We start from the raw sequence: 21,561 nt of genomic DNA on the forward strand, positions 1-21,561 counted from the left end.
ATGCGGGGCGCGAACATCCTCCATCTGGGCATCAAGGAGCTGCGCAGCCTGCTGCGCGACCCGGTGATGCTCGTGCTGATCATCTACGCCTTCAGCCTTTCCATCTACAGCGCCGCCACCGCCATGCCGGAGTCCCTGCACAAGGCTCCCATCGCCGTTGTGGACGAGGACCGCTCCCCGCTCTCCCTGCGGATTGTCGACGCCTTGTATCCTCCCTACTTCAAAAAACCGGTACTGATCGACCAGAAGGAGATGGACGCCCGCATGGACGGCGGGCTCGACACCTTTGCCCTCACCATTCCTCCCGGCTTCCAGCGTGACGTGTTGGCCGGGCGTAGTCCCGCCATCCAGCTCAACATCGACGCCACCAGGATGAGTCAGGCCTTCACCGGCAGCAGCTACCTCCAGTCCATCATCATGGGCGAAGTCACCAGTTTTCTCCAGGGGTACCGCTCGAACAGCTCCCCCCCGGTGGACCTGGCCCTGCGGGTACGCTTCAACCCGCAGCTCAACAAGTCCTGGTTCGGGAGCATCAATGAGCTGATCAACAAAATCACCATGCTCTCGCTCATCCTCACCGGCGCGGCCCTGATCCGCGAACGCGAGCACGGCACGCTGGAACACCTGCTGGTCATGCCGGTCACTCCGTTCGAGATCATGGCCAGCAAGGTGTGGGCCATGGCGCTGGTGACCCTGCTGGGCTCCGTCTGCTCTCTGATCCTGGTCGTGCAGGGGGTGCTGGCGGTCCCCATCGGCGGCTCCATCCCGCTGTTTGTCACCGGCACGCTTCTGCACCTGTTCGCCACAACGTCGCTGGGGATCTTCATCGGCACCCTTGCCCGCTCCATGCCCCAGTTCGGTCTGCTGATGATGCTGGTGCTGCTGCCGTTGCAGATTCTCTCCGGCGGCACCACGCCCCGCGAAAGCATGCCGGAGTTCGTACAGTTCGTCATGCTGGCCTCCCCCAATACCCACTTCGTCTCGCTGGCCCAGGCGATCCTGTTTCGCGGCGCCGGCTTCGAGGTGGTCTGGCCCCAGTTCGTGTTTCTGGCCCTGATCGGGCTGCTGCTGTTTGTCCTGTCGCTGGCGCGCTTCCGGACGACCATCGGCACCATGACGTAACAACGCGAACGGGCCGGGGAATTCACCCCGGCCCGCTGTGCCGCACTCGTTCCCTTCCGGAACGATGTCGCCGTTCACGACTCTGGAATCACTTCACCTCGACCTGAATCTGCTTCGGCTTCACCTCTTCCTTCTTGGGCAGGGTGATGGTCAACACCCCTCGTTCGCAACTGGCGGAAACCCGTTCCTGGGCCACGGTAGCAGGCAGCTTGAAGCTGCGCTGGAAGGTGCCGAAGTAGCGTTCGATGCGGTGGTAATTCTCCTTCTTCACGTCGGTTTCGTGCTTGCGCTCCCCCTTGATGGTCAGCAGGTTGTCCTCGATCCGCACGTCGATATCCTTCTGGTCCAGGTCGGGCAGCTCAGCCTTGATCACGATGGAATCGGCGGTCTCGTAGATATCCACCGCCGGCTGCCAGACCCCTTCCTTGATATCCTCGCCGGTGAACTCGGCGGCATTGCCCCAGGACAGGTTGAGCAGCCGGTCCATCTGGTCCTGCATGCTGCGCAGTTCGCGCAACGGATTGTATTTGACGATTGCCATGACACGTACCTCCCTTGCCTGACGGCATCAGTATTTCCCGGTATGTCCGGTCTGAGAAACAAGATAAGCAGCATTCCGGCGCTGTCAAGGGTCACCCCCGCCGTGCAACGCTGTCCAGCAGTTCACCCGAGGGGCCGTGCAGGGCAACCAGCAGCGGCATGCGCCCCATCGCATGGGTGGAGCAGGAAAGGCAGGGGTCGTAACAACGGATACCGTGTTCGATCCGGTTCAGCAGACCTTCCGACAGGCGGCCGCCGGTCAGGTATTTCTTCGCGATCTGCAGTACGGTTCGGTTCATGGCCAAGTTGTTCTGGCCGGTGGCAATGATCAGGTTGACGTAGTTCAGCAGGCCGGTGTCGTCCACCCGGTATTCATGGAACAGCACGCCGCGCGGCGCCTCCACCACGCCGATGCCGCTGCGGTTGTTGGTGCGGGCATGACTGCGCACGTTGCGGTCCAGCAACTCCGGATCGGCCAGCAGCAGCTCCATGGTCTCCAGGCAGAAGAGAATCTCGATCAACCGGGCCTGGTGGTAGTAGAAGCTGCCCCGGACCGGACCACCGTTGTCGCCGAACTGCCGGAAAACCCGCAGTTCGGCATCGGCCAGGGGAGTGGCCGCATGGGCAGCCACATTAAGCCGCGCCAGGGGCCCCACCCGGTACATGCCGCCACCGGGCCCCGTCTGCTGCGGTGTATAGCACGGAAACTTGAGGTAGCTCCAGCTCTGCTCCTCCTCGTGGATGATCTCGCCGTAGCGGTCGGGATCGAGACGGTCTTCCAGCAGCGTTCCCCCCGTATCCATCATGCGCAGGCTGCCGTCGTAATGTTCCAGCCCGCCGCTCTCGCTGACCAGCCCGAGGTACAGACTGGGAAAACTGCCGTAGCAGTCCGCTTCCTCCTGCAGGCGCTCCAGCGCCTCGCCACCCAGCCGCAGTGCCTTTTTCGCCGTTGCCAGCGCCTCCGGCAGGCCGGCAGCGATCCGGTCGCGGGTTTCACGCGCAAGCGGCTCCCGCACGCCGCCGGAAACCGCCCAGGCCGGGTGGACGGAGCGATCTCCCAAAAGACGGATCACCTCCTGACCATACTGGCGCAGCCGGATCCCTTCCCGGGCTACCGCCGGCATCGCCTCGATCAGCCCCAGCAAGTTACGCTTTGCCGGGTCACTCTCCATCCCCAGCAGCAGGTCCGGACCGGAGAGCAGGTAGAAACTCAGGGCATGGCTCTGCACGATCTGGGCGCAGTGCATCAGCCGCCGCAGCTTTTCCGCAGCCGGCGGTATCCGTACCCCCTTGAGGGCGTCGCCGGCCTTGGCCGAGGCCAGGGCATGGCTCACGGGGCAGATGCCGCAGATCCGTTCGGTGATGGAGGGCATCTCCCGGTAGCTGCGTCCCAGGCAGAATTTTTCGAACCCTCGGAATTCGGTGACGTGAAAACGGGCGTCAGCCACCTCGCCGGCGTCGTTCAGGTGGATGGTGATCTTGGCGTGTCCCTCGATCCGGGTGACCGGAGCTATGGTGATGGTGGTTGGCATGGCGTTATCCGAATGTTCGTTGTTCCGCGCTGAGGTGCACCGGCTCCCCCTGCAGCAACGCCCGCACAGCCGTCCGGATGCGCTCCGGGTCCGGCGGACAGCCGGGGATGAAGGCGTCGATCGTTACCACCTGGTGCAACGGCAGCACCCGGGGCAACAGTTCCGGCAATTCCTCGCCGCCGGGCCGGCTGCCGGGGCCGGCCTGGTAGACGGCGGTCAGCAGGTCGTCGACGGAAAAGAAGTTCCGCAGGCTGGTGACGTTACCGGTGACGGCACAGTCGCCGAGGCTGACCACGATCCGGCTGTTCTCCCGTATCTGCTGCAAAAGCTCCAGATTTTCCGTAGTGGCCAGCGCCCCTTCGATCAGAGCGACGTCCACCTGCCCGGGAAACTGTTTGGCATCCACCAGCGGACCGTAGACCAGCTCCACGGCATCGGCCAGTTCCATCAGCTCCTCTCCCAGATCGAGAAAGCTCATATGACAACCGGAGCATCCCCCCAGCCAGGCGGTGGCCAGCCTGAGTTTCTTCATGGCAGCCTCCCCCGGGCAATACGGCGGCGGCGCTCCAGCAGCCGCAGCAGAAACGCCCGCTCCTTGACCATCTCGCCCACCGTGGCTCCCTTCCTGAACAGTGCGCCGGTGGGGCAGAGCTGGACGCATTTGCCGCAGTCGGTACAACTGACGCTTTCGCCCCAGGGACGATCCAGGTCTGCCACGATCCGGCTGGTGACCCCCCTGCCCCGCACATCCCAGGTGTGGGCTCCCTCCACCGCGTCGCAAACCCGCACGCACCGCAGACACAGTACGCACCGGTTGTGGTCCAGCGCAAAACGCTCCCGGCTGGCATCCATGGAAAGCTGCTGATGCAGGTAGTCGAAACGGACGTGGTCAACCCCCAGCGTCGCCGCCAGGCTCTGCAGCTCACAGCTGCCGTTCTGCACGCAGACCGCACAGGTATGATTGCGCTCCGCCAGCAACAACTCAACGATCATCCGGCGGTAATCGGTGATGGTGTCGCTGTGGGTGGTAACCGCCATCCCTTCCTGCACCCTGGTTATGCAAGCCGGTACCGGCCGGGAGCTTCCCGCGACCTCCACCATGCAAAGACGGCAGCCCCCCATCTCCTCCAGTCCCTCCAGATAGCACAGGGTCGGGATCGCAATACCGTGTTCGCGGGCCACCTCCAGGATGGTCTGGTCCTGGCGGGCCGTCACCAGTTCTCCGTTCAGGGTGAGCGTTATGGCTGCCATCAGAACCCCTCCCCGGCCACCTGCGAGGCGTGGACCCGCTTGAGCAGTTCCTCAGCCATCAGGTGCAGCGGCAGTTCGTTCATGGTGCAAACTCCGGCCGGGCAGCGCCGCTCCCGCAGGTGGGCCTCATACTCCTCACGAAACCAGTGCAGGGTGGACAGCACCGGGTTGGGAGCCGCCGCCCCCAGCCCACAGAGCGAGGTGTCCTTGACCATCCGGCAGAGTTTCTCAAGGTTTTCCAGATCAACCGTCGTGGCGCTGCCGTTGCAGATCCGGGAAAGCAGCCGGTAAATCTCGATGGTACCGGCACGGCAGGGAACGCATTTGCCGCAGCTCTCATCAAGACAGAACTCCATGAAGAAGCGGGCCACGTCCACCATGCAACTCCCTTCTCCCATCACGATCAGCCCGCCGGACCCCATGATGGAACCCAGCTCCTGCAGATGTTCGTAATCCACCGGCGTGTCCAGCCTGGATGCCGGAATGCAGCCGCCGCTGGGGCCGCCGGTCTGGGCAGCCTTGAAGGCCGCACCGCCGGAGAGACCGCCGCCGATATCGTAAACGATTTCCCGCAGGCTGATCCCCATCGGCACTTCGATCAGGCCGGTGTTCACCACTTCGCCACAGAGCGCAAACACCTTCGTGCCGCGGCTCTTGCCGAGGCCCGCGGCGGCAAAGGCCTCGGGTCCCATGCCGAATATGGCGGGAATGTTGCCGAAGGTTTCAACGTTATTGATCAGGGTGGGACAACCCCAGAGGCCGGACTGGGCCGGATAGGGAGGACGGATGCGCGGCTGCCCCCGACGCCCCATGATGGAAGCCAGCAGCGCCGTCTCTTCGCCGCAGACGAACGCTCCGGCACCGATCCGGATATCCACCCGGAAGCTGAAGCTGGAATCCAGTACCCGGCTGCCCAGCACCCCCAGCCGCTCCGCGTCGCGGATCGCCGTCTGCAAGCGCTTGGCTGCCAGCGGGTATTCGCCCCGGACATAGAGATACCCCTGCTCCGCCCCCACGGCGTAGCCGGCGATGGCCATTCCCTCCAAGATGCGGTGCGGGTCCGACTCCATCAGTGAACGGTCCATGTAGGCGCCGGGGTCCCCCTCGTCGCCGTTCGCCACCACGAATGTGCGGGGACCGTTTTCCTTGCGTACCAGGTGCCACTTCAGGCCCGTGGGATAGCCGCCGCCGCCGCGCCCCCGCAGCCCACTGACGGTAACCCCGTCGCAGACCTCCTCCGGGGTCATCTCGTGCAGCACCTGAGCCAAGGCTTCGTAGCCGCCATGGCCGATGTACTGGCGGATATCCTCGGGATCGATCCGGCCGCTGCCGGCCAGCACCACCCGCAGTTGACGACTGAAAAACGGAAAATCGGGCGGCAGCAAGTTGTGTTCGGGCAGAGAGCTGGCACGAAGATGGCAGTCCAGAATCGTTACCGCCAACTCCGGGGTAACCCGCTCATAGAACAGCTCAGGATGCTCCGGACGCTGCACGGTCAGCAACGGTCCCCTGCTACAGGGCCCCAGGCAGCCGGTTCCTACCACCGCAAGCTCGGCCGGAGTGCCGGATTCCGCCAGCCGCTGCCGCAGCGCCGCCACCACGGCCTCGCTGCCGGCGGCCATGCAGGGAGTACCGCAGCAGACCAGCAACCGCAACTTCATCGTGTCGCGCCGCTGCCGCTCCAGCTCCGCCAGCTCAATCAGCTCAGCTCTGTTCATCGCCCGCCTCCAGCACCCGTCGTATCCGTTCGCTGGCCCCCTGCGGCGTCTCCGGCCCGTGCACCCGATCGTCAAGCGTCATCATGGGTGCCAGGCTGCAGTTCCCCAGACAGCGGGCTGTTCCCAGGGACAATTTGCCGTCCGCCGTGGTCTGGCCGGCCCTGACGCCGTACGCACGTTCAAGGGACGTCACGATTTCACCCGCTCCCTTCACGTAGCAGGCGGTCCCGGTGCAGACGATACAGGTGTGGTCGCCTTTCGGACGCAGACTGAAGAAATGATAAAAGGTGGCCACACCAAACACCTGACTCTCCGGCAGTTTCAGACTGGCGGCAATATGGGCCAGTAGCTCACGACTCAGGAACCCGAACGCCTCCTGGGCCGTATGCAGCACCTCGATCAGAGCGTCCGGCTGGTACTGCAACCGCTTCATGGCCCGGTCCACCAGCTTGAGCCGCGGGTCTGCGGCAAGGTCGACGCGTTCATGATGGTCGGACATTGGTTTCCTCCCGGTGCATCTGCGCTGAATACATCTTTATTACATAGCGCACATACGCGAAAAGTCAAAGCGTAGTGACCGCTGGTGCTCAGTCGGAACAAACTGCCAAACCGGATTCAAATCACTGCCAAAGCAAATCGCGCGCTACAATAACTTTAGGGTACAATCCAGGGTACACATGGCAATAAAAAAGGGACTCGCCATTACGCAAGTCCCTGAATTTGTTTGGTTGCGGGGAGAGGATTTGAACCTCTGACCTTCGGGTTATGAGCCCGACGAGCTACCAGACTGCTCCACCCCGCGTCAATTGAAGAATTTGTTTTATAGACCGTTTCAAGGCCTTCGTCAACAGTTTTTTATCCTTACTTACATCAACAGCAACAATCAGTTTAAGATTATTCAGCTTTTCTGCTTCATGCCGGCAAAAAAACGCTCCACCGCCTCATCGAGGCTGCCCCGTTGTCCCGCTGCCGATTGATCCAGCCGGGGAGCTGCTGCGCTAGCCGGCACCGCTTCTACTGCCGCCGGCACTTGAGGGTCATCGCCCGAAGCAGCAGCACTGATGGCCACCTCCGGCTTCGCGGCAGTGGCCATCAGTGCTGTAATCTTATCATCGAATTCGCCGTTTTTCAGCCGGCGCATCATCTCCTTGTGCTGTTCCTTCATCAGGTCTTCTACGACCGCCTCAAGATTGTCGATCTTGAGAATATCGGCATAACTGGTTTTGCGGGAGCAGAGAATGACGCCGGCACGGTAGAGCAGGGTGACGATATGCGGGTTGCGCAGCCCGCTGTCTTCGGTCTGGACGTGGTAGACTTCGCCCTTGTACGTGACGTTATGATTGTAGCCGAGCAGCATGGCGCTACCGTGGTGCTACCCGTACCGGAGGGGCAAGCGGCCGCACCGGCGACTGGTGGGGCGCCTCCAGCTCATAGTTGGGCTCCAGTGGTTCGGAAAGATCGAGATGCCTCAGACGCGAACGGGGATCGCCGTCGATGGTTATCCTGACCTGACGGACTTCCGGCAGATTGGCACAGATGGTGTTGACGATGGCGTAGACCGCCAGCATTTCCGACGAGCTGCCCGAAGGCAGATTTTCGGAAAAAACCCGATCAAGATCGACGGTGACCGTATCCCCCGCCAGGGTGACGTCGTTGATGCTGGTCCATTCCGGCAGCAGGTCGTCAAAGTCCCCTACCGGACCGCTGAACAGCTCGTCCAGCAGTGAGCGGGCACAGTCCGTGGGTGTGGAGCAGCGCTCCGTTTCGCGCGCTTCCCGCGCCAACCGCCCCTCGTGATCGGCAAAGAACAGCACCACCTTGCGAACCGCTGCCGTCCCCTGCTGGGCCGGCGGCACGGTGGGCAGCACGGAGGCCTGCCGGTATTTCTGCAGGAACAGCCCTCCGAAGACCACGACGGCAAGGAGGAAGGGAACGATGATATCGGCACCAATCCGTCGTTTGTGTTTCATGATTTCACGTCCTTCTCGCCTAACGGCAGGCGACACTCCTCCAGGGAAACCTGGTAGACGTCCCCCAGCCTGCCCCCCAGGAAACGGTTGCCGATCCTGATGAACCCTGCGGGGACATCGGTAACGAAGTAGTGGTTGTTCCCCTGCTCTTCAACCGGGCGCAGCATGTTTTTCTCCGTGAGGATTCTGCTGACCGTGCGGGCCGTTTCCTCCGCCGAGTCCACCAGGGTGACCTGCGGCCCCATGACCGCGGCAATGGTCTTCTTGAGCAGCGGATAATGGGTGCATCCCAGCACCAGGGTATCGACGCCGGTCTGGCGCAGCTCCTCAAGGTACGTCACGGCGGTGAGGCGGGCAATCTCGTTATCGACCCACCCCTCTTCGGCCAGCGGCACAAACAGGGGACAGGCGCGGGCCAGTACCGACAGCTCGGGATTCAAGCGTTTGATGGCACGGCTATAGGCACTGCTGCGGATGGTACCGGCAGTGCCGATGACGCCGACGACACCGTTTCTGGTCACCTCCGCCGCCCGCTTGGCCCCCGGCTCGATCACCCCTACCACCGGAATCGGCAGCATACGCCGCAGGGTGGGCAAGGCCACCGCTGAGGCCGTGTTGCAGGCAACCACCAGCAGCTTGATATCGCGGGTCACCAGGAAAGAGGCGATCTCCTGGGAGTAACGGATGACGGTGTCCGGCGATTTGGTACCGTAGGGAACCCGTGCCGTGTCACCGAAATAGATGGTGTCTTCCTGGGGAAGTGCCCGCATGACCTCCCGCAGCACCGTCAGCCCCCCCACGCCGGAATCGAATATGCCTATGGCCTGCCAGGACATGCCGTATTATACCCCATTCATCCGTTACATTTTGTTACATTCAGAGCAATGGAGAACTATATACGCTTTTTATCGCCCCAGGCAAGGGGATTAAACCGCCCAGAACCACCCGCGCCCCGGGTGAGAACGGCTTGACGCCCCTGCAGGCGATGCTCTAAGCTACTCAGTCGGAGGAAAACGCGTATGCCGCACGAACTGACGCTGGGAGTCAGCGCCTGCCTGCTGGGTCAGGCGGTCCGCTACGATGGCGGCCACAAGCACGACCGCTATGTCACCGACCTGCTGGGGCGCTATTTCGAGCTGCTGCCGGTCTGTCCGGAGGTGGAGTGTGGCATGCCGATTCCCCGCGAACCGATGCGGCTCGAAGGGGATCCGGTTGCGCCGCGCCTGATGACCATCCGCAGCCGCGTGGATATGACCGAACGAATGCAGACCTACTGCAGTGGTAAGGTGGCGGAGCTTGCCGCCGGAAAGCTGTGCGGTTTCATCTTCAAAAAGGACTCCCCCAGTTCCGGTCTGTACCGGGTCAAGGTCTACGTCGACGGCGGCATGCCCCGCAAGCAGGGGAGCGGCCTGTTCGCCGCTGCCGTGCGCCACTCCCTCCCCTTGCTTCCCCTGGAGGAGGAGGGGCGTCTGAACTCCCCCGATATCCGCGAGAATTTTTTGGGGCGGGTATTCGGTTACCATCGCCTGACCACGTTCCTGGCAGGTTCCCCCTCGCCGGGCGAGCTGGTTGCCTTCCATACGGTCCACAAACTGCTGCTGATGGCGCACAGTCCGCAACTGTACCGGGAAACCGGTCGCCTGGTGGCGGGATGCGGCGAGCACCCCCTGCCGGAACTGCTCGCCGCCTACGCGGAGTTGTTCATGCGGGCCCTGTCGCTGCATGCCACCCGCCGGAAGCAGACCAACGTGCTCCAGCACCTGGCGGGTTATTTTAAACGTGCATTATCAACCGACGACAAGAAGGAGCTGCAGGAACTGATCTCCCGCTACCGTACCGGCCTGACGCCGCTGGTGGCCCCACTGACCCTACTGAAGCACTATGTCAGGAAATATGACGCGACCTACCTCCAGGGACAGGTGTACCTCGACCCCTACCCGGCGGAGCTGATGCTGCGCAACCACGTCTAAAGCGGCTTTTAACCGCTCCTGTCCCGCAAATCTCCCTTGACAAATAACCGGGCACTCATTACCTTTGCTGTCATTAGCACTCTTTGGTTGCGAGTGCTATTTTTATGAGGGTGAGCCATGGATGTAAGCCTCTCACAGCGTAGCAGACAGATTCTCGAAGCCATTGTTGAGGATTATATCACCACCGCGGAACCGGTGGGCAGTTCGGCGGTGGCCCGGCGGCACGCCATGGCGCTGTCACCGGCAACAGTCCGCAACGTCATGGCCAGCCTTGAAGAGCTGGGACTGCTCGCCTCACCCCACACCTCCGCCGGCCGGATTCCCACCGACAAGGGATTCCGGTTCTACGTGGACAGCCTCGTCTCGCTCCGCCAGATCACGCACCGGGAAAAACGCCAGATCCTCAAGCACTACCGCGAAACCGGCGGCAACCTGACCGACCTGCTGCGGGAAACCAGCCGTACCCTGTCGGCGCTGTCCAATTACACCGGCATTGTCATGGCACCCCGCTTTACCCAGGGTGTTTTTCGTCACATCGAGTTCATCAAGCTTTCCGCCGGCAGACTGCTGGCCATTCTGGTGGCTGGCAACGGCGCCATTCAGAACCGGATCATCGAAACCGATCAGGAGTTTTCCTCCGAAGACCTGGTCCGGATGGGCAACTACCTGAACAGCATGCTGGAGGGGCTGACCATCAGCCAGGTACGCGACCGGGTACTGACGGAGATGGCATCGGACAAGAGCTGCTACGACCGGCTGATGGCCGACGCCCTTTCTCTCTCCCGCCAGGCGCTCCCCGACGAGCAGGACGAGCTGTACATTGCGGGACAGTCCCGCATTTTCGAGCACCCCGAGTTTGCCGACGTGGCCAAAATGCGGGAGATTTTCAAGGCGTTCGAAGAGAAGGGACGACTGGTGGGACTACTGGAAGGCTGCATGAATGCCCGCGGCGTCCAGATTTTCATCGGCTCTGAAACGCCGCTGAAGGAAATGACCGGCATGAGCCTGATCACTTCCACCTACATGACCGATGACAACACCATCGGCCTGCTGGGAGTGGTGGGCCCCACCCGCATGGGCTACTCCAATGTCATCCCGATCGTGGACTATACCGCACGCCTGGTCAGCAGACTGCTGACCAGAGAGTAACCAATCACCATAGCAAGAGAGGATACTGAATTTTCATGAGCGACGTGAACGGCACGGAAGAGCGACTCGCCGAAGCGGCGGTTGAACAGGCTGAAGCAACACCGGACGAACGGATCGGCATGCTGGAGGAGGCGCTGGCCGCCAAGGAGCAGGAGGCACGGGAAAACTGGGACCGTTTCCTGCGGGAGCGGGCCGACCTCGAGAATTTCAGGAAGCGCGCTTCCCGGGAAAAGGAAGAGTTGCTCAATTACGGAGTCAAGTCGCTGGTGGAAGAGGTGCTGCCGGTGGTGGACAACCTGGAGCGCGCCCTTGACCATGCCAACGAGGACGGTCTGCCGGCCCTGGTGGAAGGGGTTCGGATGACCCACACCCTGCTGATGAGCGCCCTGAAGAAGTTCGGAGTCAGCGTTGTGGAGGGGGGCAGCGGCACCCCCTTCGATCCGGCGTTTCACCAGGCCATGTCACAGGTGCCGACCGGCGACTACCCGGCCAACGCCATCGTGCAGGAGTTTCAGAAAGGCTACCTGCTCAAGGACCGTCTAGTCCGGCCGGCCATGGTGTCGGTGGCCTGCGCTCCCAAATAATTTTTGCGTGGTCCCCCTTGTTTTTTCGGGGGGCTCTGCTTAGTTTCATACCAGGAACGATTCTCACGGAAGGAGATTTGAAACAATGAGCAAAGTTATCGGCATCGACCTGGGAACCACCAACTCCTGCGTCGCCATCATGGAGGGGGGCGAGCCGGTGGTGATCGCCAATTCGGAAGGCAGCCGCACGACGCCCTCCATGGTGGCTTTCACCGATTCGGGAGAACGTCTGGTGGGCCAGCAGGCCAAGCGCCAAGCCGTCACCAATCCGGAAAACACCCTGTTTGCCATCAAGCGCCTGATCGGCCGTAAATTCGATACCGACGCGGTGAAAAAGGATATCTCCATCTCCCCCTTCAAGATCGTCAAGGCGGACAACGGCGATGCCTGGGTGGAAGCACGGGACAAGAAGTACTCGCCGCCGGAGATTTCGGCCATCGTGTTGCAGAAGATGAAGAAAACCGCTGAGGACTACCTGGGTGAAACCGTCACCGACGCGGTCATCACCGTGCCGGCCTACTTCGACGACTCCCAGCGCCAAGCCACCAAGGATGCCGGCAAGATCGCGGGCCTGAACGTGCTGCGGATCATCAACGAGCCCACCGCAGCCGCCCTGGCCTACGGCCTGGACAAGAAGAAGGACGAGAAGATCGCCGTCTTCGACCTGGGGGGCGGCACCTTCGACGTCTCCATTCTTGAGCTGGGCGACGGCGTGTTCGAAGTGAAGTCCACCAACGGCGACACCTTCCTGGGGGGCGAGGACTTCGACCAGAAGATCATCGACTGGATCGCCGACGAGTTCAAGAAAGACCAGGGGATCGACCTGCGTAACGACAAAATGGCCCTGCAGCGTCTGAAAGAAGCTGCCGAGAAGGCCAAGTGCGAGCTGTCCGGTTCGGTGGAGACCGACATCAACCTGCCGTTCATCACCGCCGATGCCAGCGGCCCCAAACACCTGAACCTGAAGCTGACCCGCGCCAAGCTGGAGTCCCTCTGCGACGAGCTGCTGCGCAAACTGGAAGGCCCCTGCCGCACGGCCCTGAAGGATGCCGGCCTCTCCGCCTCTGAGATCGACGAGGTCATCCTGGTGGGTGGCATGACCCGCATGCCGGCGGTACAGAAACGGGTTGAGGACATCTTCGGCAAGGCCCCCAACAAGGGAGTCAACCCCGACGAAGTGGTGGCCATCGGCGCCGGCATCCAGGGGGGCGTACTCAAGGGCGACGTGAAGGACGTGCTGCTGCTGGACGTCACCCCGCTTTCCCTGGGAATCGAGACCCTGGGCGGCGTCATGACCAAACTGATCGAGAAGAACACCACCATCCCCTGCCGCAAGTCGCAGGTTTTCTCGACCGCCGCCGACAACCAGCCGGCGGTCTCCATCCATGTCCTGCAGGGTGAGCGGGAGATGTCCCGGGACAACAAAACCCTGGGCAATTTCGAACTGACCGGCATTCCGCCGGCACCCCGCGGCGTACCCCAGATCGAGGTAACCTTCGACATCGACGCCAACGGCATCGTACACGTCTCCGCCAAGGATCTGGGCACCGGCAAGGAGCAGTCGATCCGGATCACCGCCTCCTCGGGCCTCTCCAAGGATGAGATCGAGAAGATGGTCAAGGACGCCGAGGCCCACGCCGCCGAGGACAAGAAAAAGCGCGAGGCCATCGAGGCCCGCAACCAGGCCGACTCCATGATCTACAGCACCGAGAAGTCGCTGCACGAAGTGGGCGACAAGGTGGATGCCGTGGACAAGGGGACCATCGAGAACAAGATCGCCGAGCTGCGCAAAGTGATGGACAGCGAGGATGCCGAAGTGATCAAGAAGGCCACCGACGAGCTGGCTCAGGCGGCCCACAAGCTGGCCGAGGTAATGTATGCCAAGGCCCAGTCCGAAACGGGCGCTGCCAGTGGCCAGCCAGAGGCGGACCAGTCTGCCGGCGGCGCCAAGCCGAAGGATGACAAAGTCGTCGACGCCGACTTCGAGGAAGTAAAAGACGACAAGAAATAGGCAGCACAGCTGCCCGTTTCAGCGAGTTTGCAGGGGCCCACGACACGTGCGCCCCTGCAGCCGTATTCCGACCAACAAGGAAACCAACCGTGGCTAACGGCGAAAAGCGTGATTACTACGAGGTGCTCGGCGTCCATAAAAATGCCTCCGAGACCGAGATCAAGAAAGCCTTCCGCAAACTGGCGATCCAGTACCATCCGGACAAAAACCCCGGCGATGCGGCTGCAGAAGAGAAGTTCAAGGAAGCGACCGAGGCCTATGAAGTACTCTCCGACGCTCAGAAGCGGGCACAGTACGACCAGTTCGGCCATGCCGGCGTTTCCGGTGCCGGCGGCTACTCCAGCGGCTTCGGCGGCTTCGGGGCCGGCACCCCCTTTGGTGACATTTTCGGCGATATCTTCGGCGATATTTTCGGTGGTGGCGGTGGCCGCCGTACCCAGGGACGGCGGGGGGACGACCTGCTCTACAACTTGGAAATATCCTTCGAGGAGGCGGCCTTCGGCTGCGAGAAGAAGATCGAGGTACCCTTTGCCAAACGGTGCGGCACCTGCAGCGGCTCCGGCGCCAAGCCGGGCACCGACCCCAAGATCTGCCCCACCTGTCGGGGCGCCGGCCAGGTCCGCTACCAGCAGGGCTTTTTCAGTGTCAGCAAGACCTGCGGCACCTGCAGCGGCGAAGGCAAGGTGGTGGACGATCCCTGTCCCGACTGCCGCGGCCGGGGCAGCGTCCGGGATACCAAGAACCTGTCGGTCAAGATTCCGGCCGGCGTCGAAACCGGCTCACGCCTGAAGCTGACCGGCGAGGGGGGGCAGGGGGTCAAGGGAGGCCCCAACGGCGATCTCTATGTCGCCATTTCGGTTAAAGAGCACCCGATCTTTCAACGGGAGGACACCAACGTCCTCTGCGAGATTCCGGTCAGCTTCGTACAGGCCGCCCTGGGCTGCGAAATCGAAGTGCCGACCCTTGACGGCAAGGTATCCATGAAGATTCCGGACGGCACGCAGTCCGGCAAGATTTACCGCCTGCGGGGCAAGGGGATACCATCGCTGCAGGGGTACGGCCGCGGCGACCAGCTGGTGATCGTCAAGGTGGAAACCCCCACCAATCTGAACAAGAAGCAGAAGGAACTGCTGGAAGAGTTTGCAAAAATCAGCGGTGAAGAGGCCCATCCCATGAAAAAGTCCTTTCTGGACAAAGTGATGGACTTCATCAGCTAAACGTGGCAGATGTGTGAACAGCCCTGACGGGAGGAGCCATGGAAAAAGAGCAGGTACTGGAAAAAACCGTTGAGGCGTTACGCCCCTTCGAAACACAGAACCTGATGACCACCATCCAGAACCTGACCCTGCAGCAGATATTTTCCAACTGGGTTATTCTACTGTCCTTGGCAGCATTGCTGTTTTTCGGTATCTACAAGCGCTCGAAGACCGTACTGCTGACCGTTTTCTCCCTGGTGGCACTGACGATCATGGTCAAGGTTGCCATACCGCCCGAGGGGCAGGAGATGTCCCTGAAGTCCGTTCTCCCCTTTGTGGGATTCGGCCTCGGCATCGGCGGCGTCATTGTCTATTTTACCTTTATCAAGGACTGATCACATGAAGATTGAAAAAAAGGACCTGTGGTTCATTGCGCTGATCGTGGTGGTTGTCGGCATCTTCCTGGCCATCTCCGGCAAGGAGAAAACCAAGGTGGTCCCCCGTAACGATACCCATAAGGAAGTGTACGAGGTTGCCTACCGCAACGCCCCCGGCCCCGATGCCTCCATTTTCAAGCGGGCCTTCTTCAAGCCGGCAAAGAAAGAGGCGGAGAAGAGTTGCGAACCCTGCCACGACGCCCGCGGCATCAAGCTGCCCCCCGATCATCCGCCCAAGCACCGCTGTCTGTTCTGCCACAAACTGGTGCCGTAAGCTGCAAGAAGAGAGGGCCGGCGCCCATGGGGGGCCGGCCCTCTCTTCTTTTCTATCTGCCAGCTATCTGTGCTGTCAGCGCATATTGATACGTTGTTGCAGCATCCGAACCGCCAGAATTGCCTCAGCCCCCCCCACCGGGTCGTTGATGCGGAATTCCCCCGACAGCTCTCCTTCCATGATGCCGCGGGTGGTCATGTTGAGCACGGCATTGTAGAAGGGAGAGGTGGGCTTGACATCCGGGAAGGGTGAACGGTCCTGACCGAAGAAGGCGGTGGCCAGCTTCTCGTCGCCGGTCAGCTTGATCAGTACATCTTCAAGGATAAAGGCCATCTCGCCACGGGTCACCGGCTCATCGGCCTTGAACAGGTAGGCACGGGTGGTTTCGTCGGCCTTCGGCTCCAGGCCGCGCACTTTCCACTTCATGATGGTGAGTATCTCGCTCTTGAACGGATGAGTGAGGATGTCCGCGGGGGTGAATTCCGCCTGCATCCTGGCAAGCTGGGACTTGACCGGAATCCGGCCGGCAAACAGCTTCTCCAGCTTTAATTCATCGATCAGCAGCGCGGCCAGATCACCACGGCTGACGCTTTCCTGCACGGCGATCTTCCGCCCAACGTCTCCCACGGTGATGCCACCCATGGCCCGCACGATTTTGGCGGTCTTTTTCCAGGCCCGGTCGGCCGGTTCATTCCACTTGCCGTCCTTGCGGGCAGCCAGGGTATCGCGGAAGGTATCCTCAGCCTTACGGAACTCATACGCTTCGAGATAGGCCAGCCCCATGAAATAGGTGGCTGCTTCCTTGCCCCGGTAGTAGTCCAGGAGTTTCTCGTCAACCTTTTGATCCAACGCTTCCCGCCAGGCGCTCCGGGCCCGTTCCAGCCACCCGTCCCCTTTGAGCAGGGTATTCACCCGGACGACGGCAACCAGGTTCTCGAAGCGGTCGTTCTCGGTTTCGGCCAGCTTGCGCCCTTTTTCGAGAAACTCCCGTGCCCGGTCCATCTCAACCTTTCTGAAGCCGGCATCGGCCTGGGAGCGGGCCTTGAGAGCATGGGCAACGGCCACCCCGGACCAGGCGGCAGAAAACTGCTCATCACAGTAGACGGCACGGTCGAACTTTGACGTCGCCTCGTCGACCTTGCCCGCTTCAAGGGCTTCCATTCCCTGGAGATAGTGGTAGCGGGGATTGTCCGCGGGAGCGGTACAGCGGTTTACCGGCGCGGCACAGCCGGCACACAGCGTGACAATGGCAAGCACCATCAGCAACCAGATTCGTTTCATAGGCATCTCCTTTTCATTCGACATTGGGTGGGGGAACCGAACAACGGCTTCGCGCCCTCTGCGGGAGGACAGCAGACAGACCGGACAGCTCGCTCCCGTACGACACTATACACCACTATACCAGACTCCGAGGCATTGAAAAGGGGAGCCGCTTAACCGCCGAACTCGCGCAGCCATCCTTCAAAGACCGCCACCTTGTCCTGGCCGAAGCGAGCCAGGCTTTTTCGAATATTCTCCACGGTCTTTTCTTCTTCAAGCCGCTCCGGGTTTTTGGAAAAGAAGAGATCGGCGTAGCAGATGATCCGTTCGGCCAGGCTCTGGGGAAGCATATCACGGGGGGGAAGCGGCAACCCCTGACCGGTAATGTCGCCAACCGTCAGGCCGACGCCGGTGTGCCGTTCAGAGATCAAAGCGTGGAGCGGCAGCCCTTCTGCCTCGAGAATTTCACGGCCCAGCAGGCCGTGACGAATGTACGGCTCACTCCCGCTGCAGCCGATATCCGGGGCATCCACACGGCAGACGCCGATATCGTGCAGGTAGGCGGCCTCGATCACCAACCGCCGGGTCTCCGCGTCGGCCCCCGCCGCAGCACAGGCGGCCAGTGCCTTGCCGGCGATCATCCTGCCGTGGGTCATCAGGATCGACGTGGTCCGGGGGCTACAGTAGCGCTTCAGCAGCTCTTCCACCGCCTGCATGGCTACCTCCTTCCAAAAAAAGACTTCAGGACACTCAGATAGTCCGCCCGGCGGCGATCACTATCCTGCTCCGTCCGCTGTGCGGCATGTTCCCGGATCCCCCCCCGGTGCCGTTCCAGCGCCTCGCTCAACTGCTCCAGCAACCTCTCGTTCCGCTGCAACAGTTCCGCCAGTGCCTGCTTCGGCACCTCCGCCAGCATACACTCGCTGACGGCCCGCACCGTGGCCCGGCGCGGCTCGCCGGTCAGAAGCGACATTTCGCCGAACATCCGTCCCCGCTCCAGCAACGCCACCTGGCGGTCATCCGCCAGCACCTCCAGGCTGCCGCTCAGGACGAAAAAGAGCGAACTCCCCTCGTCTCCCTGACGCACCGCTGCCTCGCCGGGGGCAAACACCCGCAACAGCGCCCCGTCGGCCAGCAGCTGAGCCTCGCCATCGCTTAACGCGCTGAACAGATGACTCTGGCGCAGACCGTCCAGCAGTTCCTGACGGGAAAAGGGAAACGGTTCTCGGGGAGTTGCGGTGACGATCTGACGATGGGGGAACGGAAACCCCCAGCCGGCCCGATGCACGGCGTACCACGCCTTGGTCTGGAGCGCATCGAAGGTGATGCCTCGCTGCACCGGGTCGGCAATCCAGAACTTGAGCAGATAGACGATGCTGCTGTCGGCCAGGGTCTGCAACCGTACCACCGGCTGTGGTTCGTCCAGCACCCGCGGTTCATCCCGCAGTATCTTCAGCAGCAGGCTGCGTGCCTGTTCCGGCGGCAGTTCGTAGGGCAGGCCGATGGTCAGGGTCTGGGCGGCCCGCTCGGCTGCGGGAACGAGACTGCTGCCGTGGGTGGTAATGATGCTCTGTACCGCCACGCTGTTAGGCACCAGCACCTGGTTGTTATCCAGGGTGCGCAGGGTGATGTAACGGAAACCGACGTTGACGATCTCGCCGAACAGGTTTTTTTCCGGGATGGTGATCCAGGTTCCCCGGCCCATCAAAGGATCGATTTGCACGGAAAAGCCGTGGAAGGCGTTGGAAAGGGTGGTCTGCATCGCAAAGGCGATGGCTGCCGTCAGCACGGTGGTGGTGGTGATCACTGCGGAGAGATCTACCTGGAAAACGAGACGAAGGGAGGCGATGGCCGCCACCAGGTAGACCGCCAGACGGATGGCGTCCCGCAACAGCATCGGCACCTCGCCGTGCCGACGCAGGGCAAGTGCCATGTCCACCAGCAGGTAGATGACCAGTCTGGCCAGACAGACCAGAACGATGACGCTCTGCAGCCGTGCCAGGATCAGGCGGTAGTTGGGAAAGTCGGTCAGCGTGGCTTCGAAGTAGAGCAACAGCAGACCGAGGAGGGAGAGCTTGATGGTGCCGGCAACTTGAGAAGGGCAGGGCCTGCGACGAATCCGTCCCACCACCGCCACTACGGTGAAGAAGAGGATCACCCCCACCAGCACCACCAGCTTGTTTACCAGAAAATAGTTGATGTCGACCAGGGAGAGTATCCCTTCACTCCCCTGCGAACCGGCCGGTATCGGTGCCTGCGCCGCTGCCATGGTCGCGCTCCCCTAGCTCTGCAATGCTCCGACCAGTTCCCGGACAGAGGGGATATTCCGCTCTGCCAGCCACGTTTCCATCTCCTGCGCAATCTGCTGCGCCGCCCCCGGATTGACGAAGCTGGCGGTGCCCACCTGCACGGCGGTGGCTCCGGCCAGCATGAATTCCAGGGCGTCGGTGGCCGACATAATGCCGCCGATCCCGATCACCGGCACCTTCACGGCACGGGCCACCTGCCAGACCATGCGCAACGCCACCGGCTTGATGGCCGGTCCGGAGAGGCCGCCGGTCACATTGGCCAGCACCGGCCGGCGCCGTTCCAGGTCGATGGCCATGCCGGTCAGGGTGTTGATCACCGACAGGGCATCGGCCCCGGCATCCTCACAGGCCCGGGCCATGGCCACGATATCGGTGACGTTGGGGGACAGTTTGACGATCAGCGGCTTGCTCGTGGCAGCGCGGCAGGCGGCGGTCACCGCTGAAGCAGCGGCGGGGTCGGTACCGAAGACGATCCCCCCCTGCTTGACGTTGGGACAGGAGATATTCACCTCCAGGCCCGCCACCTCGGGAACGGCGTCCAGGCGAGCGGCCAGCTCGGCGTACTCCTCGGGGGTGTTGCCGAAGAAATTGGCGATGGCCGGGGTGTTCACCGTACGCAGGAACGGAGCTTTTTGGGCGATGAAAGCATCGATCCCCACGTTTTGCAGGCCGATGGCATTGAGCATGCCGCCAGGGGTTTCCACGATGCGGGGGGTGGGGTTGCCGGCACGGGGCTTTATGGACAGCCCCTTGGTGACAAAGGCGCCGATGGATTCCAGATCGACGTACTCCTTGAACTCCTCGCCGTACCCGAAGGTACCGGAGGCGGTCATCACCGGGTTGCGCAACCTGAGACCCGCAATCTCGACTGACAGATCAGGCTTCATGGCAGGCCTCCTCCCACTTCAGGACGTTCGCGTCGAACACCGGCCCTTCGGTGCAGACGCAGCGGTAGTCGGGGGTTTCTGCGCTGTGGTTCGTTCCCTGGCAGACGCAGCCCAGACAGGCCCCCATGCCGCAGGCCATATATCCCTCCAGGGAGACCTGACAGGGAACAGTGCGCCGGGCCGCAATGGCCGCCACCGCCTTCAGCATGCCGTGGGGACCGCAGGCGAATATCCGGCCCCGATTGCCGGTCACCTCCAGGCGCTGTTCCAGCACCCGGGTCACCAGCCCCCGTTCACCCAGTGAACCGTCCTCGGTGGCCACGTAGCACTCCACTCCCAACCGCTCGAACTCGGTGATGCAGAGCAGGTCGTCCTTGGTGCGGCCGCCGGCAAAGAGACGCACCGGTGCCTCCGCCGCCAGCTCCCGGGCCAGCAGGTAGAGGGGCGCCAGCCCCACCCCGCCGCCGACGATCAGCTTTTCCTCGCCGGCAGGACCGTTGTCGAAGCCGCTGCCCAGGGGTCCCAGCACGTCCAGCAGATCGGTCTCGTGCAGGTCGGCCAGCATGGCGGTGCCCTTGCCCACCACCCGGTACAGGATCTCCAGGTAGGGCTGCGGAGCAGCGCCCGTGTAGGCCGGCTGCAGCACCCCCACATCAAAGACACCGAAGGGACGGCGGATCAGCGGGTCGATGGAGCGATTCACCCGCACCATGACGAACTGTCCGGGCCGGGCGGCGGTCATCTCGGGGGGGGCGGTCATCCGCATCCGCCAGTAGCCGGGGGACACCTCGGCGTTATCCAGAATCATTGCCGTGAACTGCATGCTGCACCATCCTCCTCGCTGAGGGTTTTCTCCATGACAACCGCATCGATCCCCTGCTCGTAGTACCCCTTGCGGAGACCGGCACCCACAAAGCCGAACCGCTCATACAGGGCACGCGCCGGCAGACTGGTGGCCCGCACCTCCAGCCGCAGGACCGCTGCCCCCCGCACCGCCGCCTCCCGGCAGGCCCAGCTCAGCAGGAGAGCACCGATACCGCTGCGCTGCATGGTCGGCAGTACCGCCACATCCAGGATTTCCGCCTCGTCCAGCAGCACGCTCAGACAGAGGTAGCCGGCAATCGCTCCTGCCTCGGTGACGGCCACAACTGCCGCGGCGCGGGGCGAGGCCAGCTCGGCCAGAAAATGGTCGCGGTTCCAAGGGCGGGGAAAACAATCCCGCTCGATGGTCAGCACGGCATCGAGGTCTGCCTCGGTCATGGGGCGGATGGCGATCATCGGCCGGAGAATATCGCCTGACCGGGCGGTCGTAAACAAAAAAAGGCGTCTGCTGAATGCAAACGCCTGAATT

At 62.3% G+C, this 21,561-nt stretch carries 23 protein-coding genes and 1 tRNA gene; 8 read left to right on the forward strand and 16 right to left on the reverse strand.

Annotated features, from left to right (window positions below; genetic code table 11):
* Positions 1–1,122: an ABC transporter permease gene (locus RAK07_RS09985; RefSeq protein ID WP_305732687.1), complete on the forward strand. Its 1,122-nt coding sequence runs from the start codon at positions 1–3 to the stop codon at positions 1,120–1,122.
* Between the two features lie 88 nt (positions 1,123–1,210).
* Here RAK07_RS09985 and RAK07_RS09990 read toward each other — a convergent pair whose 3' ends face one another.
* The 10 genes from RAK07_RS09990 to murI form a co-directional block, all read right to left on the reverse strand.
* Positions 1,211–1,663 (reverse strand): Hsp20/alpha crystallin family protein, encoded by a 453-nt coding sequence (locus RAK07_RS09990; RefSeq protein ID WP_305732688.1) that lies wholly within the window; start codon positions 1,661–1,663, stop codon positions 1,211–1,213.
* A gap of 91 nt (positions 1,664–1,754) precedes the next feature.
* Positions 1,755–3,194: a Ni/Fe hydrogenase subunit alpha gene (locus tag RAK07_RS09995; protein WP_305732689.1), complete on the reverse strand. Its 1,440-nt coding sequence runs from the start codon at positions 3,192–3,194 to the stop codon at positions 1,755–1,757.
* Positions 3,195–3,198: 4 nt separating this feature from the next.
* Positions 3,199–3,726, reverse strand: a complete 528-nt coding sequence (locus RAK07_RS10000) for an NADH-quinone oxidoreductase subunit B family protein (RefSeq protein WP_305732690.1) — start codon at positions 3,724–3,726, stop codon at positions 3,199–3,201.
* Positions 3,723–4,445, reverse strand: a complete 723-nt coding sequence (hoxU, locus tag RAK07_RS10005) for a bidirectional hydrogenase complex protein HoxU (RefSeq protein ID WP_305732691.1) — start codon at positions 4,443–4,445, stop codon at positions 3,723–3,725. The genes RAK07_RS10000 and hoxU overlap by 4 nt, the downstream gene beginning before the upstream one ends.
* A complete protein-coding gene (locus RAK07_RS10010; RefSeq protein WP_305732692.1) occupies positions 4,445–6,163 on the reverse strand; it encodes a (2Fe-2S) ferredoxin domain-containing protein in 1,719 nt (572 codons plus the stop codon). Before RAK07_RS10010 ends, hoxU begins: the two co-directional genes overlap by 1 nt.
* A complete protein-coding gene (gene hoxE / locus RAK07_RS10015) occupies positions 6,150–6,662 on the reverse strand; it encodes a bidirectional hydrogenase complex protein HoxE (protein ID WP_305732693.1) in 513 nt (170 codons plus the stop codon). The genes RAK07_RS10010 and hoxE overlap by 14 nt, the downstream gene beginning before the upstream one ends.
* 226 nt (positions 6,663–6,888) lie before the next feature.
* Positions 6,889–6,965, reverse strand: a tRNA-Met gene (locus tag RAK07_RS10020).
* Positions 6,966–7,061: 96 nt separating this feature from the next.
* On the reverse strand, positions 7,062–7,520 hold the full coding sequence (locus RAK07_RS10025) for a RomY N-terminal domain-containing regulatory protein (protein ID WP_305732694.1): 459 nt from the start codon (positions 7,518–7,520) through the stop codon (positions 7,062–7,064).
* Positions 7,521–7,524: 4 nt separating this feature from the next.
* Positions 7,525–8,133 (reverse strand): GerMN domain-containing protein, encoded by a 609-nt coding sequence (locus RAK07_RS10030; RefSeq protein ID WP_305732695.1) that lies wholly within the window; start codon positions 8,131–8,133, stop codon positions 7,525–7,527.
* Positions 8,130–8,969: a glutamate racemase gene (murI, locus tag RAK07_RS10035; RefSeq protein ID WP_305732696.1), complete on the reverse strand. Its 840-nt coding sequence runs from the start codon at positions 8,967–8,969 to the stop codon at positions 8,130–8,132. Before murI ends, RAK07_RS10030 begins: the two co-directional genes overlap by 4 nt.
* Before the next feature lie 183 nt (positions 8,970–9,152).
* On the opposite strand from murI, the gene RAK07_RS10040 reads away from it, so the two are divergent.
* The 7 genes from RAK07_RS10040 (at position 9,153) to RAK07_RS10070 (ending at position 15,754) form a co-directional block, all read left to right on the forward strand.
* Positions 9,153–10,103, forward strand: coding sequence for a YbgA family protein (locus tag RAK07_RS10040; RefSeq protein ID WP_305732697.1), 951 nt, complete (start codon positions 9,153–9,155; stop codon positions 10,101–10,103).
* A 117-nt stretch (positions 10,104–10,220) separates the two neighbouring features.
* Positions 10,221–11,252 (forward strand): heat-inducible transcriptional repressor HrcA, encoded by a 1,032-nt coding sequence (hrcA, locus tag RAK07_RS10045; RefSeq protein ID WP_305732698.1) that lies wholly within the window; start codon positions 10,221–10,223, stop codon positions 11,250–11,252.
* A 35-nt stretch (positions 11,253–11,287) separates the two neighbouring features.
* Positions 11,288–11,836: a nucleotide exchange factor GrpE gene (gene grpE / locus RAK07_RS10050; protein ID WP_305732699.1), complete on the forward strand. Its 549-nt coding sequence runs from the start codon at positions 11,288–11,290 to the stop codon at positions 11,834–11,836.
* Between the two features lie 85 nt (positions 11,837–11,921).
* Positions 11,922–13,847, forward strand: coding sequence for a molecular chaperone DnaK (gene dnaK / locus RAK07_RS10055; protein WP_305732700.1), 1,926 nt, complete (start codon positions 11,922–11,924; stop codon positions 13,845–13,847).
* Between the two features lie 89 nt (positions 13,848–13,936).
* The gene (gene dnaJ / locus RAK07_RS10060; RefSeq protein WP_305732701.1) at positions 13,937–15,064 is read left to right on the forward strand and encodes a molecular chaperone DnaJ; all 1,128 of its coding nucleotides are present in this window, start codon (positions 13,937–13,939) and stop codon (positions 15,062–15,064) included.
* A 38-nt stretch (positions 15,065–15,102) separates the two neighbouring features.
* The gene (locus RAK07_RS10065; RefSeq protein WP_305732702.1) at positions 15,103–15,438 is read left to right on the forward strand and encodes a hypothetical protein; all 336 of its coding nucleotides are present in this window, start codon (positions 15,103–15,105) and stop codon (positions 15,436–15,438) included.
* A 4-nt stretch (positions 15,439–15,442) separates the two neighbouring features.
* On the forward strand, positions 15,443–15,754 hold the full coding sequence (locus RAK07_RS10070) for a cytochrome C (protein ID WP_305732703.1): 312 nt from the start codon (positions 15,443–15,445) through the stop codon (positions 15,752–15,754).
* A gap of 75 nt (positions 15,755–15,829) precedes the next feature.
* Here RAK07_RS10070 and RAK07_RS10075 read toward each other — a convergent pair whose 3' ends face one another.
* From RAK07_RS10075 to rimI, 6 genes are all read right to left on the reverse strand, one after another.
* Positions 15,830–17,035, reverse strand: a complete 1,206-nt coding sequence (locus RAK07_RS10075; RefSeq protein WP_305732704.1) for an S-layer homology domain-containing protein — start codon at positions 17,033–17,035, stop codon at positions 15,830–15,832.
* 152 nt (positions 17,036–17,187) lie between these two features.
* Positions 17,188–17,730 carry an HD domain-containing protein gene (locus tag RAK07_RS10080; RefSeq protein ID WP_305732705.1) on the reverse strand — a complete coding sequence of 181 codons (543 nt, stop codon included), beginning with the start codon at positions 17,728–17,730 and terminating at the stop codon, positions 17,188–17,190.
* Between the two features lie 2 nt (positions 17,731–17,732).
* Positions 17,733–19,283 (reverse strand): mechanosensitive ion channel family protein, encoded by a 1,551-nt coding sequence (locus tag RAK07_RS10085; RefSeq protein WP_305732706.1) that lies wholly within the window; start codon positions 19,281–19,283, stop codon positions 17,733–17,735.
* 12 nt (positions 19,284–19,295) lie between these two features.
* A complete protein-coding gene (locus tag RAK07_RS10090) occupies positions 19,296–20,210 on the reverse strand; it encodes a dihydroorotate dehydrogenase (RefSeq protein ID WP_305732707.1) in 915 nt (304 codons plus the stop codon).
* Complete coding sequence (locus RAK07_RS10095; RefSeq protein ID WP_305732708.1) at positions 20,200–21,033, reverse strand: dihydroorotate dehydrogenase electron transfer subunit; 834 nt, start codon at positions 21,031–21,033, stop codon at positions 20,200–20,202. Before RAK07_RS10095 ends, RAK07_RS10090 begins: the two co-directional genes overlap by 11 nt.
* The gene (gene rimI, locus RAK07_RS10100) at positions 21,015–21,527 is read right to left on the reverse strand and encodes a ribosomal protein S18-alanine N-acetyltransferase (RefSeq protein ID WP_305732709.1); all 513 of its coding nucleotides are present in this window, start codon (positions 21,525–21,527) and stop codon (positions 21,015–21,017) included. The genes RAK07_RS10095 and rimI overlap by 19 nt, the downstream gene beginning before the upstream one ends.
* Positions 21,528–21,561: the final 34 nt, after the last annotated feature.

This window comes from Trichlorobacter ammonificans (assembly GCF_933509905.1).
GTDB classification, from domain to species: Bacteria; Desulfobacterota; Desulfuromonadia; order Geobacterales; family Pseudopelobacteraceae; genus Trichlorobacter; species Trichlorobacter ammonificans.

Bases quoted from the DNA above. Each gene is read 5' to 3' on its own strand.
- RAK07_RS09985 (WP_305732687.1), top strand. From the start codon at position 1: ATGCGGGGCGCGAACATCCTCCATCTGGGCATCAAGGAGCTGCGCAGC.
- RAK07_RS09990 (WP_305732688.1), bottom strand. From the start codon at position 1,663: ATGGCAATCGTCAAATACAATCCGTTGCGCGAACTGCGCAGCATGCAG.
- RAK07_RS09995 (WP_305732689.1), bottom strand. From the start codon at position 3,194: ATGCCAACCACCATCACCATAGCTCCGGTCACCCGGATCGAGGGACAC.
- RAK07_RS10000 (WP_305732690.1), bottom strand. From the start codon at position 3,726: ATGAAGAAACTCAGGCTGGCCACCGCCTGGCTGGGGGGATGCTCCGGT.
- hoxU (WP_305732691.1), bottom strand. From the start codon at position 4,445: ATGGCAGCCATAACGCTCACCCTGAACGGAGAACTGGTGACGGCCCGC.
- RAK07_RS10010 (WP_305732692.1), bottom strand. From the start codon at position 6,163: ATGAACAGAGCTGAGCTGATTGAGCTGGCGGAGCTGGAGCGGCAGCGG.
- hoxE (WP_305732693.1), bottom strand. From the start codon at position 6,662: ATGTCCGACCATCATGAACGCGTCGACCTTGCCGCAGACCCGCGGCTC.
- RAK07_RS10025 (WP_305732694.1), bottom strand. From the start codon at position 7,520: ATGCTGCTCGGCTACAATCATAACGTCACGTACAAGGGCGAAGTCTAC.
- RAK07_RS10030 (WP_305732695.1), bottom strand. From the start codon at position 8,133: ATGAAACACAAACGACGGATTGGTGCCGATATCATCGTTCCCTTCCTC.
- murI (WP_305732696.1), bottom strand. From the start codon at position 8,969: ATGTCCTGGCAGGCCATAGGCATATTCGATTCCGGCGTGGGGGGGCTG.
- RAK07_RS10040 (WP_305732697.1), top strand. From the start codon at position 9,153: ATGCCGCACGAACTGACGCTGGGAGTCAGCGCCTGCCTGCTGGGTCAG.
- hrcA (WP_305732698.1), top strand. From the start codon at position 10,221: ATGGATGTAAGCCTCTCACAGCGTAGCAGACAGATTCTCGAAGCCATT.
- grpE (WP_305732699.1), top strand. From the start codon at position 11,288: ATGAGCGACGTGAACGGCACGGAAGAGCGACTCGCCGAAGCGGCGGTT.
- dnaK (WP_305732700.1), top strand. From the start codon at position 11,922: ATGAGCAAAGTTATCGGCATCGACCTGGGAACCACCAACTCCTGCGTC.
- RAK07_RS10065 (WP_305732702.1), top strand. From the start codon at position 15,103: ATGGAAAAAGAGCAGGTACTGGAAAAAACCGTTGAGGCGTTACGCCCC.
- RAK07_RS10070 (WP_305732703.1), top strand. From the start codon at position 15,443: ATGAAGATTGAAAAAAAGGACCTGTGGTTCATTGCGCTGATCGTGGTG.
- RAK07_RS10075 (WP_305732704.1), bottom strand. From the start codon at position 17,035: ATGAAACGAATCTGGTTGCTGATGGTGCTTGCCATTGTCACGCTGTGT.
- RAK07_RS10080 (WP_305732705.1), bottom strand. From the start codon at position 17,730: ATGCAGGCGGTGGAAGAGCTGCTGAAGCGCTACTGTAGCCCCCGGACC.
- RAK07_RS10085 (WP_305732706.1), bottom strand. From the start codon at position 19,283: ATGGCAGCGGCGCAGGCACCGATACCGGCCGGTTCGCAGGGGAGTGAA.
- RAK07_RS10090 (WP_305732707.1), bottom strand. From the start codon at position 20,210: ATGAAGCCTGATCTGTCAGTCGAGATTGCGGGTCTCAGGTTGCGCAAC.
- RAK07_RS10095 (WP_305732708.1), bottom strand. From the start codon at position 21,033: ATGCAGTTCACGGCAATGATTCTGGATAACGCCGAGGTGTCCCCCGGC.